Source organism: Colwellia sp. Arc7-D (genome assembly GCF_003061515.1).
Taxonomy (GTDB): domain Bacteria; phylum Pseudomonadota; class Gammaproteobacteria; order Enterobacterales; family Alteromonadaceae; genus Cognaticolwellia.
In genome coordinates this window covers 3,678,460-3,692,869 of sequence record NZ_CP028924.1, presented here as the reverse complement: position 1 = coordinate 3,692,869, position 14,410 = coordinate 3,678,460, and the positions used below count along the sequence as shown (strand labels likewise).

The 14,410-nt window shown below is 38.9% G+C and carries 14 protein-coding genes and 1 tRNA gene; 7 read left to right on the top strand and 8 right to left on the bottom strand.

Going from position 1 to position 14,410, the window contains the following annotated elements:
* Positions 1-4: 4 nt before the first annotated feature.
* Both ccmB and ccmA read right to left on the bottom strand, forming a co-directional pair.
* Complete coding sequence (ccmB, locus tag DBO93_RS15935) at positions 5-688, bottom strand: heme exporter protein CcmB (protein WP_108457223.1); 684 nt, start codon at positions 686-688, stop codon at positions 5-7.
* A gap of 11 nt (positions 689-699) precedes the next feature.
* Complete coding sequence (gene ccmA / locus DBO93_RS15930) at positions 700-1,344, bottom strand: cytochrome c biogenesis heme-transporting ATPase CcmA (RefSeq protein WP_182256200.1); 645 nt, start codon at positions 1,342-1,344, stop codon at positions 700-702.
* 338 nt (positions 1,345-1,682) lie between these two features.
* On the opposite strand from ccmA, the gene DBO93_RS15925 reads away from it, so the two are divergent.
* Positions 1,683-2,261 carry a glutathione peroxidase gene (locus tag DBO93_RS15925; RefSeq protein WP_108457222.1) on the top strand — a complete coding sequence of 193 codons (579 nt, stop codon included), beginning with the start codon at positions 1,683-1,685 and terminating at the stop codon, positions 2,259-2,261.
* Positions 2,262-2,270: 9 nt separating this feature from the next.
* Entirely contained in the window at positions 2,271-3,287 is a 1,017-nt protein-coding gene (gene hemH, locus DBO93_RS15920) for a ferrochelatase (protein ID WP_108457221.1), read from the top strand.
* 119 nt (positions 3,288-3,406) lie between these two features.
* Here the strand turns inward: hemH and DBO93_RS15915 are convergent, their stop codons facing one another.
* From DBO93_RS15915 to pepA, 4 genes are all read right to left on the bottom strand, one after another.
* Positions 3,407-3,616 carry a cold-shock protein gene (locus DBO93_RS15915; RefSeq protein ID WP_108457220.1) on the bottom strand — a complete coding sequence of 70 codons (210 nt, stop codon included), beginning with the start codon at positions 3,614-3,616 and terminating at the stop codon, positions 3,407-3,409.
* A gap of 305 nt (positions 3,617-3,921) precedes the next feature.
* Positions 3,922-6,792: a valine--tRNA ligase gene (locus tag DBO93_RS15910; protein ID WP_108457219.1), complete on the bottom strand. Its 2,871-nt coding sequence runs from the start codon at positions 6,790-6,792 to the stop codon at positions 3,922-3,924.
* A 21-nt stretch (positions 6,793-6,813) separates the two neighbouring features.
* Positions 6,814-7,290, bottom strand: a complete 477-nt coding sequence (locus tag DBO93_RS15905) for a DNA polymerase III subunit chi (protein WP_108457218.1) — start codon at positions 7,288-7,290, stop codon at positions 6,814-6,816.
* A 31-nt stretch (positions 7,291-7,321) separates the two neighbouring features.
* On the bottom strand, positions 7,322-8,827 hold the full coding sequence (gene pepA, locus DBO93_RS15900; RefSeq protein ID WP_108457217.1) for a leucyl aminopeptidase: 1,506 nt from the start codon (positions 8,825-8,827) through the stop codon (positions 7,322-7,324).
* Positions 8,828-9,079: 252 nt separating this feature from the next.
* On the opposite strand from pepA, the gene lptF reads away from it, so the two are divergent.
* On the top strand, positions 9,080-10,204 hold the full coding sequence (gene lptF / locus DBO93_RS15895) for an LPS export ABC transporter permease LptF (protein ID WP_108457216.1): 1,125 nt from the start codon (positions 9,080-9,082) through the stop codon (positions 10,202-10,204).
* Positions 10,204-11,271: an LPS export ABC transporter permease LptG gene (gene lptG / locus DBO93_RS15890; RefSeq protein ID WP_108457215.1), complete on the top strand. Its 1,068-nt coding sequence runs from the start codon at positions 10,204-10,206 to the stop codon at positions 11,269-11,271. Before lptF ends, lptG begins: the two co-directional genes overlap by 1 nt.
* An 87-nt stretch (positions 11,272-11,358) precedes the next feature.
* Here lptG and DBO93_RS15885 read toward each other — a convergent pair whose 3' ends face one another.
* The gene (locus DBO93_RS15885) at positions 11,359-11,859 is read right to left on the bottom strand and encodes an RDD family protein (protein ID WP_108457888.1); all 501 of its coding nucleotides are present in this window, start codon (positions 11,857-11,859) and stop codon (positions 11,359-11,361) included.
* Between the two features lie 139 nt (positions 11,860-11,998).
* Here DBO93_RS15885 and DBO93_RS15880 point away from each other — a divergent pair, with 139 nt between their 5' ends.
* From DBO93_RS15880 to DBO93_RS15870, 3 genes are all read left to right on the top strand, one after another.
* Positions 11,999-12,397: a hypothetical protein gene (locus DBO93_RS15880; RefSeq protein WP_162533805.1), complete on the top strand. Its 399-nt coding sequence runs from the start codon at positions 11,999-12,001 to the stop codon at positions 12,395-12,397.
* 143 nt (positions 12,398-12,540) lie between these two features.
* A tRNA-Leu gene (locus DBO93_RS15875) sits at positions 12,541-12,625 on the top strand.
* A 402-nt stretch (positions 12,626-13,027) separates the two neighbouring features.
* Positions 13,028-13,306, top strand: a complete 279-nt coding sequence (locus DBO93_RS15870; RefSeq protein ID WP_108457213.1) for a peptidylprolyl isomerase — start codon at positions 13,028-13,030, stop codon at positions 13,304-13,306.
* A 17-nt stretch (positions 13,307-13,323) separates the two neighbouring features.
* Here DBO93_RS15870 and DBO93_RS15865 read toward each other — a convergent pair whose 3' ends face one another.
* Positions 13,324-14,262, bottom strand: coding sequence for a diguanylate cyclase (locus DBO93_RS15865; RefSeq protein WP_108457212.1), 939 nt, complete (start codon positions 14,260-14,262; stop codon positions 13,324-13,326).
* Positions 14,263-14,410 lie beyond the last annotated feature (148 nt).

Genomic DNA, 14,410 nt, shown 5'->3' with positions numbered 1-14,410 from the left:
CATATTAATTTGTACTCACTTTAAGCGCTGCACTTACAGCAAAGGGGGCCAAGGTTAACGAGGCAAAAAATATTGCCGCGATTATAGCAAGTTGACCGTTATAAGGTAAGTTCATTCCTGCGGTATCAATTGCGCTTGTGGCGAAAATAAGTACCGGAATGTAAAGTGGCAATACTAGCAGGCTTAGCAATACACCACCTTTTTTTATGCCGACTGTTAAGGCAACGCCAATCGCGCCTAATAAGCTTAATACCGGCGTACCTAATAATAATGTCAACATTAATGCACCGTAGCTACTTTCCTGCAAATGTAATAATACGGCTAATAATGGCGCGATAAGTATTAAGGGTAAGCCTGTCAGTAACCAATGCGCGACAATTTTGGCCAGTACTAGAATAAATATTGGGTGTGGGCTTAACAACATTTGTTCAAGTGAGCCATCAGCATAGTCAGACTTAAACAACCTATCTAATGAAAGTAAAGTTGATAGTAAGGCAGCGACCCAAATTATACCGGGTGCAATGCGCGATAACATGGTGCTTTCAGGGCCAACCCCTAATGGAAAAAGGGTGACGACAATAACAAAGAAAAGTAATGGGTTGATGATATCGTCGCGGTGACGAAATGCGATCATTAAGTCTCTTTTTACTATTAAAGCAAAGGCAGCACGATAAGAAAGTTGTGTCATGAATAATTACTCTAGTAAATTCGGTAAGCTAAAGAGACTTTCTTCACTCGCTCGGCAGGCAATGAGAGATCTTGATGTGTAGTGAGTATTACACAACCGCCGTTATTGGCATGTTCAACAAACAGTTGTTCTAATTGCTCTACGCCTAACTTGTCAATTGCCGTAAAAGGTTCATCCAAAATCCAAATTTTAGCTTGGCTCTGCCACAACCGTGACAAAGCAATACGTCGGTGCTGTCCTGCACTCAAATGAGAGGCTAATGCATCTTCAAAACCTAATAAATTAACTTTAGCTAATGTGCTTTCAGCTGTTGTGCTATCTAAGCCATGCAGCGCAAGATTAAACTCAAGATTTTCTTGAGCTGTCATCTCATCTTTAACACCAGGTAAGTGCCCTAAATACAGTAAATCTTGATGAAATAACTCGCGCTGTTGTGTAATGTTTTTATCTTGAAAATAAACACCACCATCGTAGGGTTGAGAAAGGCCAGCAAGAATACGCAGTAAACTGGTTTTTCCTGCGCCATTTGGCCCTTCAATTTGCAATATATCGCCAGGTGAAATACTGATGTTAAGCGCTTCGAATAATACACGCTCTTCACGAATACAGGTTAAGCTTTTGGCGCTTAACAAGTTTTTACTCATTGATGGTGTAATTTTATTTTCGATGTTTAGGTTTTGCAAACTTCTTCACTTAACGATTTAATAGATTTTAATAAAAGGGGAATAACACCAGCTAGATATTTATGTTAGTCGATGTAAACATTGCTTATGATACTATATCGCTCAATAAAGGCTAGTAACAGATATTCCGTAAGCTTTCTTATTTTGGGCTGATAATTTACCTTATGTGATCAAAACAGTTACTTCATTCGTATAACGAAATAATTGTATTAACAATGCATTATCCAACACATTATCAAAGTTATGGACAATTCCTTTGCTTGAGCAATTACGATAATATGTTAGTAGCAACAGCGCAAAAAAGGAAACCTATGAGAAACCTTACATTGATTACCCTTATTGCTTTAACCTCATTTGCAGTTAAAGCCCAAAATGATGTTGGTCAGACTCAATCCGAGTATGTCGAATCAACACCTTCTTGTTTAGCGTTTATGCAGCATAGTGAGAAAAAGTTACATGCGAAAGAGAAACTAGATTTATGTCAATTAACCGCTGGTAAGGCAATACTAATTGTTAATACGGCGAGTCATTGTGGTTTTGCTCCACAATTTAAAACACTTGAAAGCATACATAAAGAATATAAAAGCCAAGGCTTAGTGGTTATTGGTTTTCCTTCAAATGACTTTTTTCAAGAAGAAGATAACGAAAAAGATACTGCTGAGATATGTTTTGTTAATTATGGCGTAACTTTTACTATGTTATCGCCTGTGCATGTTTATGGCAGTGAAGCACACCCCATATTTAAAACATTAGCGGATAAAACTACAGCACCTAAGTGGAACTTTTATAAGTACCTAGTGAGCGCAGATGGGAAAACGGTTAAGCACTTTAATAGTCGTGTTAAACCTGATTCAGTAGAATTCACCAACGCTATCAACGAAATTTTATAGAGAACATTCATGTCAAGATACGCAGGGCAAAGTAAAAAAATTCATGATTGCACCTCAAAATCAGGTGTGCTTTTAACGAATTTAGGAACACCAGATAGTCCGACAACCGGAGCGCTCAGACGTTATTTACGTGAGTTTTTATCTGATCCGCGAGTGGTAGAAATTCCTCGCTTGGTCTGGTTGGTTATTTTGCATGGCATTATTCTCAGAGTACGTCCAAAAAAGTCAGCCAAGTTGTATGAAAGCATCTGGACCGAGCAAGGGTCACCATTATTAGTGATTAGTCAGCAGCAAAAAGCCAAAGTTGAGCATATTCTTACTGAAAAGTATGGCGATAAAGTCATCGTTGATGTTGCTATGCGTTATGGTAACCCATCTATTGGGAATGCTTTGGAGCGCTTTCAAGCAAGTGGTGTGGATAATATTATCGTATTACCGTTATACCCACAGTATGCGGGTCCCACAACAGGGGCTACTTTTGATGCCGTATTTAATAAAATTAAAACTTGGCGTTGGATACCTAGTATTCACTTTCAGAGCAGTTACCATGATAATCCGCTTTATATTAAAGCCTTAGCACAGAGTATTACTAAGCATATTGAAGTACACGGTAAACCCGATAAGTTAGTTTTTTCTTATCATGGTATGCCAAAGTACTTTCTAGAGCAGGGTGATCCTTATTATTGCTTTAGCCATAAAACTACTCGCTTAGTGGTTGAAGAACTAGGTTTGAATAAAGAAGATTATGTAATGACTTTTCAGTCTCGTTTTGGCAAAGCTGAATGGCTTAAACCTTATACTGACGAAACTTTAGAAAATCTTGCTGAAGAAGGTAATAAGCATATTGCTATTATTAGCCCAGCATTTAGTGCTGACTGCTTAGAAACGTTAGAAGAGTTAGTACACGAGAATAAAGATATATTTATTAAAGCTGGCGGTGAGCAATATCATTATATCGCTGCTTTAAATGATCAGGACGCACATATTGACGTGATGCTTGATTTAATCGAGCCACATATCACTTAATAACCTAGATACTTTAAGCTCACTTATATTTTACCAAGAGCCAGAAACAAAAAAACGAAACATATGTTTCGTTTTTTATTTATCTTTAGTATTAACTAAAGAAAGTTTTGCACTTCAGATTAAGCTGCAACTACGTTTTCAGCTTCAGGACCTTTTTGGCCTTGTTTTACGCTGAAAGTTACCGCTTGACCATCAGTCAAAGTACGGAAACCGTCACCAGAGATTGCACTAAAGTGAACAAAAACGTCAGCGCCGTTTTCTTGCTCGATGAAACCGAATCCTTTAGATTCGTTAAAAAATTTTACTTTACCAGTTACTGTATCAGACATACTAACATTTCTCGCAGATCAAAAATTAAAGTTTAGCCAAAATGGCCATATGCGGAGTAAATGCTCTTTACCTAAAAGAAGGCAAAGAAAGGTTTCCAGTAACACATATTAAAGCGTCTAGGCTGATCATAGGTCTGTTGACCACAAGATCTCTCCTTATCCCGAAACGCAAAAACTCAACGCGAAGTCATATTAACACAATAGAATTTAGGAATCTCTAAAAAATACTAAGATTGATAGACTTTTTTATAATAAAAAAAGCCAGCTAAGATGCTGGCTTTTAAAGTTTATTTTGAATTAACTAATTACATTTCAGCAATTTGGGCTTTCTGGTCAACCATTTTAGCCATAGTAGATTCAGCTTCGGCTAATTTGGCCTTTTCTTTATTAATGACTGCTTCAGGTGCTTTGCCAACAAAACTTTCGTTATTTAGCTTGCCTCGAACACGGTCTGCGTCTTTTGATAACTTATCAATTGCTTTATCTAAACGCGCTAACTCAGCATCTTTATCAATTAAACCCGCCATTGGAATTAATAGTGATAAATTCCCAATCACGGCAGTTGCTGAAGCAGGACCGTTATCGTCATCGGCAAGTATTGTAATACTTTCGAGTTTAGCTAAGGCACTAATAAACTGCTCGTTTTCAGATAAACGACGTTGGTCGTCAGCATTTACGTTTTTCAAAAGCACTGGCAATGGTTTGCTAGGAGCAATATCCATTTCGCCGCGAATGTTACGAATAGCTACAATAAGTTGTTTAACCCACTCTAAATCGTCAATTGCGGTTTGGTCGCATTGGCTTTCATCAAACTGCGGGAAGCTTTGGATCATAATGCTATCGCCAGTTTTCTCAAAGTTAGTCAAAGGCACTACACGTTGCCAAATTGTTTCAGTGATAAACGGCATAATAGGGTGCATTAATCGCAATAAAGCTTCTAAAACAGTGACTAAGGTATGACGAGTTCCACGCTGTTGCGCTTCATTACCTTTAAATAGCACAGGTTTAGTGAGCTCTAAATACCAGTCACAGAATTGATTCCAGGTAAATTCGTATAAAGCTTGTGAAGCAAGATCAAAGCGATAAGAGTTAAACGCTTCATGCACTGTTTTAACTGTTTGTTGAAATTGTCCCATAATCCAGCGATCAGCTAATGAAAACGTCATTTCTCCAGCCGATTGGCTTGATGACGTTCGACCACAGTCAAACTCTTCTGTATTCATCATTACATAACGGCTGGCATTCCATAATTTATTGGTAAAGTTACGGTAACCTTCAAGGCGTTTCATGTCCCAGCTGATATCACGACCGGTCGTTGCTACTGACGTTAAAGTAAAACGCAAGGCATCAGTGCCATGTGCTTCAATACCGTTTGGATACTCTTTTCTGGTCAGCTTTTCAATTTTAGCGGCCAACTTAGGCTGCATCATATTACCGGTGCGCTTTTGTAATAAGTCTTCAAGAGAAATACCGTCAATCATATCGAGAGGATCAACAACATTACCTTTTGATTTACTCATTTTATCGCCATTTTCATCGCGAATAAGGCCGGTCATGTAGACTTTTTTAAATGGTATTTGTGATTTGCCATTCTCGTCTTTGTTGAAATGCATGGTCATCATGATCATACGAGCAACCCAGAAGAAAATAATGTCAAAACCGGTTACCAAGACATCCGTCGGGTGAAAGGTTTTTAAATCTTCAGTTTCTTTTGGCCATCCTAGAGTTGAGAAGGTCCAAAGTGCTGATGAAAACCAAGTATCAAGCACGTCATCGTCTTGTTTTAACTTCATATCATCGGCAATGGTGTTGTTAGCGCGAACTTCAGCTTCAGTTCGACCAACATAAACTTTACCATTTTCGTCATACCAAGCTGGAATTCTGTGTCCCCACCAAAGTTGACGTGAAATACACCAATCTTGAATGTTATTCATCCAAGCAAAATACATGTTTTCGTATTGCTTAGGTACAAACTCAATTTGGCCGTCTTTTACTGCATCAACTGCAGGCCCTGCTAATTTTTCAACACGTACATACCATTGGTCAGTCAATAATGGCTCGATAATAACACCAGAGCGATCGCCATATGGCGCGACTAAGTCATGCTCTTTTACTTCGACTAATAAACCTAATTCGTCGAATTTAGCAACAATAGCCTTACGAGCAACAAATCGGTCCATACCAGCAAACTCTGCTGGTAATTCAGTGCTGTATGCATCGCACACTTCACCTTTAGTATCATAAATTTCAGCAGTGGCTAATACGGCAGCGTCTTTATCAAAGATATTGATTTGTGGTAATTGATGACGTTTGCCCACTTCATTATCGTTAAAGTCATGAGCAGGGGTTATTTTTACACAACCTGTGCCTTTTTCCATATCGGCATGATCATCACCAACAATAGGAATTAAGCGATTAACTAAAGGCAATAATACTTGTTTGCCGATTAAATCTTTATATCGAGGATCTTCAGGATTTACCGCAACACCCGTGTCACCTAATACTGTTTCAGGACGAGTGGTGGCAACGACTAAGTAGTCAAGACCATCTGCGGTTTTCGCTCCGTTAGCTAACGGATAACGCAAATGCCACATATGACCTTTTTTGTCTTTGTTTTCTACTTCTAAATCAGAAATAGCGGTATGAAATTTAGGGTCCCAATTTACTAAGCGTTTACCACGGTAAATCAAGTCGTCTTCAAATAAGCGAACAAAAACTTCTTGTACCGCTTCAGACATACCGTCATCCATGGTAAAGCGCTCTCGGCTCCAATCAATTGAATTACCTAAACGACGCATTTGTTTGCCGATAGTGCCGCCTGACTCTTCTTTCCACTGCCAAATTTTGTCTATAAAACCTTCACGACCATAGTCATGACGAGTTTTATCTTCTTCTGCAGCAATTTTACGCTCAACGACCATTTGAGTTGCAATACCTGCGTGATCACAACCCGTTTGCCATAAGGTGTTTTTACCTTGCATACGTTGGTAGCGAATTAGTGTGTCCATAATAGTCTGCTGAAAAGCATGACCCATATGCAAACTACCCGTTACGTTAGGCGGTGGAATAGCAATACTGTAGCTGTCACCTTCACCAGTTGGGCTAAAGTAACCTTGTTCTTCCCAACTTTTATAAAGGGATTGTTCAATGTCAGAGGGGGTAAATGTTTTATCCATCAGAGTTTCCGTCAGAAATTTTTAACTGCTTGTATCAATAGTTTGTGGTGCGCTTGCAACTTGGTGAGCTACATTAAAACCCCATTGTCGACAAGTTCGAAAACGGTTTCGAGCTTGTTCTTTTAAGGTGTCATCGGCAGGCACAAAATCTATTAGATGCGAAAATTGGTTAGCGAAGTTGGGTACCTCGCTAGTTAAATTAATTAAAACCGCTCGGCGGTTCTTGGGTGGTTGCCAACTTATTTCGACAGCAGCACCTTGCTTTGGACCTTCACCAATTAAATTGTGTGGTACAAAGCTGTCAGGATCAAAAGCCCATAACATTTCGTCAATATCATGCGCGCTTTGTTGATCTTGAGTATAAATAAATACCCGTTGATTTTGTCGGTAAAAGTGAGCCGCTTGCAAACAGGCATAGTGCAGGTGCAACTGTGCATCAGTTACACCTGTGACTGTACTTTTTTCTTCTATACTGTAGAACATTGCTTGGGTTAGCATGACATTATTCCGCGCATAAATTCACAGAGAATTATTCGCCTTGCTCAGCGCCAGCGCGATTTAATAAAAATTGCGTTAACATGCTTACCGGGCGGCCTGTAGAACCTTTATTTTTACCACTGCGCCATGCCGTACCGGCAATATCTAAATGCGCCCAATGATATTTTTTGGTAAAACGCGATAAGAAACATGCTGCGGTTATAGTGCCTGCTTCTTTTCCGCCTAAATTGGTGAAATCAGCAAACGGGCTTTCAAGTTGATCTTGATAGTCGTCCCATAAAGGCATACGCCATGCTCTATCGCCACTTTGCTCTGAAGCATTTAATAACTCATGTGCCAGCGGATTATGGCTACTTAATAAGCCGGTAGCGTGTGCACCTAAAGCAACAACACAAGCGCCGGTTAAGGTGGCAACATCGATAACAAGTTCAGGGTCAAAGCGTTCAACATAGGTTAATGCATCACACAATACCAAACGGCCTTCAGCATCAGTATTTAATACTTCAACAGTTTGACCAGACATCGTGGTTAATATGTCACCAGGACGATATGCATTGCTGCTTGGCATGTTTTCACAGCCCGCTAAAACGCCAATAACATTGATCGGTAATTGCAGTTCTGCAAGGGCATGCATAGCACCTAAAACACCTGCGGCACCACCCATGTCATATTTCATTTCATCCATGCCAGCGCCTGGTTTTAATGAAATTCCGCCGCTGTCAAAGGTTAACCCTTTACCGACTAATACCAGTGGTTTTGAATCATCGCCAGCACCATTATATTTAATAATGCTCATCAGTGATTCATTAACAGAACCTCGGCCTACGGCTAAATATGAGCCCATGCCGAGTTCTTCCATCTCTTTTTCGCCAACAATTTGCGTAGTAACATTGTCGTAATCGGTACCCAAAATTTGCGCTTGTTCAGCTAAATACGCTGGATTACAAATGTTTGGCGGCATGTTAGCGACGTTTTTACAGGTCGTTATACCTTCAGCAATCGCCAATGCATGGTTAATTGCGCGTTCGCCAATCGGTAATTCACGGCGCGTTGGTACATTAAAGACGATTTTACGTAAAGGACGACGAGGCTCTTCTTTACGAGTTTTTAAACTGTTAAAGCTGTAAAGGCAATCTTGTGTTGCTTCGATCGCTTGACGTACTTTCCAGTAAGTATCGCGGCCTTTTACGTGTAATTCAGATAAAAAGCATACCGCTTCCATTGAGCCGGTTTCATTTAGAGTACTAATAGTTTTACTGATAATTTGACGATATTGACGTTCGTCTAACTCACGCTCTTTACCACAACCTACTAATAATACGCGTTCACTAAGAATATTGGGTACATGATGCAATAACAGCATTTGCCCCGACTTTCCTTCAAGATCGCCACGACGAAGCAAGTTACTGATATAACCTTCACTGATTTCATCTAGTTGTTCAGCGATAGCCGACAAACGACGTGGTTCAAAAACACCGACGACAATACACGCGCTACGTTGTTTTTCTGGACTGCCACTCTTTACACTGAACTCCATGATGTCTCCTAATTTGACTCAAATGCGTATAAATTATAGAAAATATACTAATAAGCTTGCTAAAAACAGTAAATAATCGCTAAGCTTGCTTTTAATTGTATTCTGCTAAAGGCTATAATTATAGCCGGATTGCACAGCATTACCTGATAAGCTTATATTTAACTTAATGCTAAAAATAACAAGTTTACGCAAAAAATGGCTGTATGTCAGAAAAAAACTATGTTTTATAGAAAGTTTTTATAGGATCACTTTGTGATTATATTTCGTTATTTACTCAAAGAAGTTGCCAAAACTCAGCTTGCTGTATTTCTTGTCATCATGACAATATTTATCAGCAATAAATTTGTGCGCGTACTTGATGACGCCTCGGAAGGAGGTATTCCAGGTCATTTAGTGATGACCTTTATTGGTCTGAAAATCCCCGATTTGGCTGGCATGATTTTACCGCTGAGCTTTTTTCTCGGCGTTTTATTGGCTTATGGTCGGATTTACGCTGATAACGAAATGACAGTGCTGCATGCTTGTGGTGTCAGTGAATGGTATGTGGTGCGTGTGACGCTAATATTGGGTTTTGTAACGGCCATAGTTACGGGCATATTTACGCTGTACTTGTCACCCATGGCTGCTGAGTATGAATATCAAGTTAAAGATCAAATTGCAGCTGACTCAGGATTAAGCTCGCTTATTGCTGGGCGATTTCAAGCTACAGGTAATAAAAAAGCGGTGGTCTTTATCCATGATAAAAATAGAGATGACAATACTTTTGAAAAAGTATTTGTTGCTCAACTTCCTGATGAAGATACGCCAAACTCAAGTGTTATTGACTCAAGCCTCGTTTATGCGGCTACAGGACAAGTCGTTGAAGAAGAAACAGGCTTACAACGCTTGATACTCTCTGCAGGTACGCGATATCAAAACGATATTAAAAATAAAGAGTTTCGACAAGTTACTTTTGATAAATACTATATTCAAATTCAAGATCAGAAAGTTGAGCATAAACGCCGTAAATTAAGTGCAATACCTACTGATGATCTATACCAAGAAACTACGCCTGAAGCGAGCGCTGAAAGCCAGTGGCGAATTGCCTTTCCATTGGCCTGTATTATCATGACTTTGGTCGCGGTACCGTTAAGCGTAGTTAATCCACGCCAAGGTAAATTTGGTAAAATGCTACCTGCGCTCTTACTTTTTTTAAGTTATTTCTTATTGTTAACGGCAGTTCGCTCAGGCATAGAAAAAGGCTCTGTTGCGCAATATATAGGGTTATGGCCCGTGCATTTTGTGGTGCTGATATTAGGTTTTAGTCTATTGGTTAAAGGTCGCGCGAGCGGACGTAAATTTAAAGCAAAACTAGTCAACAATAAAGGGGCTTCTTAATGCGTATTTTAGATATGTACATAGGTCGTATTATTGCCTCAACTACCTTTCTCACTTTAGCTGTATTTGTCAGTTTAAGTGGCATCATTAAATTTGTTGAACAAATGAAGTCAGTGGGCAAAGGCAATTACGATTTAGCTCATGCTGCGCTTTACGTTCTTTATGCTGTTCCGCAAGATGTGTCGTTATTTTTCCCTATGTCAGCTTTAATTGGCGGTTTAATCGGCATGGGCATGATGGCAAGTAGCAGCGAATTGATTGTTATGCAGGCGGCAGGACTATCTCGTCTTGATATTATTAAATCAGTAATGAAATCAGCCTTGTTGTTAATTGTAGTTAGCATGGCGGTTGGCGAATGGCTAGCACCTCAAGGTGAAGCCGCTGCACGTCAAGTGCGTGCTCAGGCAATTTCAGGCGGTAGTTTGATCTCATCAACAGCTGGAACTTGGGCCAAAGATGGCGACTATTTTGTCCATATTGGTGAAGTACAAGATCAAGGTTCTTTAAAAGATGTTCAAATCTACCGATTTAATGAACAACTTAAGCTGTCAAGTTGGGTATCGGCGAGTAGTGCTGTTTATCAAAAAAATGCCTGGCAATTACGCGATGTGATTGAAACTAAAATCAGCGCAAAAGAAATTACTAAAGAAAGCCAAGACGTAATGTCTTGGAGTTCAACCTTAACACCAGACAAATTAGGCGTGGTAACGGTAAAACCAGAATCTTTATCACTGAGAGGGTTAAGTGATTATTTAGACTATCTTGATGCCAACAAACAAGATAAGAGTCGGTATTTGCTCGCATTTTGGCGTAAAATAGCACAACCTATCACCTTAGCTGTGATGTTGTTGGTGGCGTTATCATTTATCTTTGGTCCATTACGTTCGGTCTCGATGGGAGCAAGAATTATGATGGGTGTGGCAACAGGAATTTTATTCTTTATTGTTAATGAAGTGCTTGGCTCGCTGAGTTTAGTGTATCAGCTGCCCGCTATTTTTGGTGCTTTTATGCCCAGCATTATTTTTGTCAGTGTTGCTCTTTATTTAATGAATAGGCGGGCAAGTTAGCAAAGTTAGATAACTATATACTCAAACATCAAGATGAATATTGTGCCTATTCCTCTTGATGTTAAACAACCTCTTAATGACAAATTATTAAAGCCTGCCACGATTAGCTTCAAGGGTTAACAACACCACTTCAGTATTCGTAAGTCTATCTTGAAGGCTCAATTTATGCTTTCTATCAACTAAAACAGTAAAATTACCCAAGCCAAATAATGTTGGGAATAAACGTTTTAATGCCGTTGTCTTGGTTATTAAACTACCATCTTGGTTTTGAACTTTTAATCGCCAAGCTTTCATTCCTAGAGTTTGCCCGCTTTTAGACCAAAACCATATGAAAAATAATGAAACCCAGCCCAGTTTCCAAAGCTCATTTGGCCAGAGTAACCACGGAGTGTTTCTTATAGTGTCGCTTAAGTGCTGATAACCTTGCAAGTCAAAAACACCAAAATGAACCATAAGTGAAATAATTAAAAATGAAGCTGCGCCAGCTGTCATATAAACAGCAACCGCGATTAATGCGTCATAAAGCCATGAAGCTAAACGGCGACGAAAACCTGCCCGAGGAAAATGTGAACTAGAAGTTAATGACATAGCCATATCAATAGAAAAATTTGCGCTAGTCTAACAAAAGGCATATAAAAGTATAAGTAAGTGAGCATAATATTTAATTTTCATCCAATTTTAGCTAGCGGATATGAGTTATTAAGTGCGAGCAAAAACAAGGTGCTTAATGATGACTTTATATGAAAACAATAGCTCACTGGAGTTAACAATCGAGGACAACCTTATCTTGATTGAAGCACAAGGCCCTTGGAATATTCAGTACCTAGCTTATTTACACAAGCAGTTGATATGGGCAGTCAAACAAGTTGACCAGCGTAATTATGGTGTATTATTAACACTTAAAGGCGAGGCTATAACTGTAGAAGAGGGCTTAGAGTATCATCTGAATTTCATTCGTAAGAGTAATACAAAAGCCGTAGCTTTAAACCTAGGTTATTGCACAACATCGCTATTAACAGAAAACTTATTTTCTAAAATATATCGTGCGGCTGGTTTTAATCATGCCTTTTTTGATAATGCATTTGACGCAAGAGTTTGGCTGGATAAACAACTGGCCTCTACTTAGATTATTGCATCATGAACAAATAAACAGCACTCAGGCGATAATAAAAGAAAAACTATTGCCAAAGGAGTTATTTTTCGTATAATGCCTGCCTCTTCAGGATGTTTACGATGTAGACATGCTAAAGAAAGTTATAGAAAAAGAATGCCAGCGTGATGAAATTGGTATACATGGGGGATTCAAAATCCCCTGTCGAAAGACGTGTCGGTTCGAGTCCGACCGCTGGTACCATTCTTTTCTCCTTTTTTTAAAGGGCTATAACAAACAAGCCGACTTTTAAAGTCGGTTTTTTTGTGTCTGAAATTCGATGAACTTCTCATCTAGATAGCAAAAGGTGATACTTTTACTACACCAATAGGGGCAGTACGTAAGTTTAAGCAAAAAGGACAAGGCGATTGTATTTTGTATATTACACGCAGAAATGATCACCCTAAAGCACCAAAGTTTATTTAACTGAGTAGACTTTACTATTGTCATTTGATGTAGTTGTTAACGTTTAGTTTATAAATGATTCAAAAGCCCTGATTCGAAAGCGTTGGGGCTTTGTTATGTCTGAAAGATTATATTAAAATAGTTAACTCATGATCCGCTATAATACGCGTGTTTATCAAATGATATTAAAAAGGCTTATACATGGCAGCTACTGCGCACGCACTTCACATATTGGTTAAGCACAAAGAAATTGCAGAAGATATTATTAAGCAGTTGGGTAAAGGAGCGAAGTTTCAAACCTTGGCTAAAAAGTATTCGACATGTCCGTCTGGCAAAAAGGGCGGTGATTTAGGTGAGTTTAAACGAGGTCAAATGGTACCTCAGTTTGATAAAATAGCATTTAAAGGAGCCATATTAGAACCACACCTCGTTAAAACTAAATTTGGTTGGCATGTCATTAAAGTGCTTTATCGAACCTAATGTACAACGCGTGTTTATTAATTCGAGCTAAATTTAAGCGCTTCTTTATGCTGATAAAATACATAGGGTAGATTATCATTTTTAGCTTGATACATGGCAGTATCAGCACTTTTAATCAGTGCAGAAGTATCTTCGCCATGATCAGGGTAAAAGGCAATACCTATGCTGACACTTGTTTTTATTAAATGCCCACCAATCAACACGGGCTTTTCGAATAAAGCACTTATTTTCTCTGCTATAGTGGCACTGATTTCTGCAGATTCTTGAGATTTAGCATCTAAGTGCACTACAAATTCATCACCTGCAAAACGGGCTAGCATGTCAGATGAACGTAAGCCAGAGCGTAGAGTTTTTGCAATATGTTGAAGCAGCAAATCACCAACATCATGTCCTAAGGTGTCATTGACTTGTTTAAAGTTGTTTACGTCCATAAACATAACTGTTTCGGTTCGCTTCCAACGAGAGGCACGTACGAGCCAAGGTCTTAAATAATTATTAAATGCACGTCGGTTATGTAAGCCGGTTAATTCATCTTTATTAGCTAATTGATATAAATGTCTTTCAAATGCTTTGCGCTCAATGGAAGACAGTATAGCTAAGCCTAGCTGGCGGCTATTGTAGTTAGATTTAATAATATATTCTTGAGCACCACCACGAATTGCTTCCAATGCCGTATTAGTATCATCAAGACCACTTAACACAACGATAGGTGAATCGGGACTCAGTTCTTTAATTTCTCGAAGATTTTCTAAACCTTGATCATCGCCTAGGTTTAAGTCTAACAAGATCACGTCGAAATAAGATGTTTTAATGGTTAACAGCGCATCATCTATTGTATGGGCACGCGTTAAAGTGAAATTTCGCTCTTCAAACTCTTTAGCGCAATCGCGTTTAACTTGTATAGCGTCGCCATCGTCGTCTTCAATATGAAATATTCTCAGTGTTGATTGAGTCATATTTTTTAAATTATTCCTGATTTTTTTATTATTATCAATTGGCTAACTAAGGTTACGCGTAAAACGTAATACCATAAAGCCAGTATTTATTAAATCAGCGTTATAGTATGCTATTTGGGGCATTATAAATAGGTTACAGGTGGTTAGG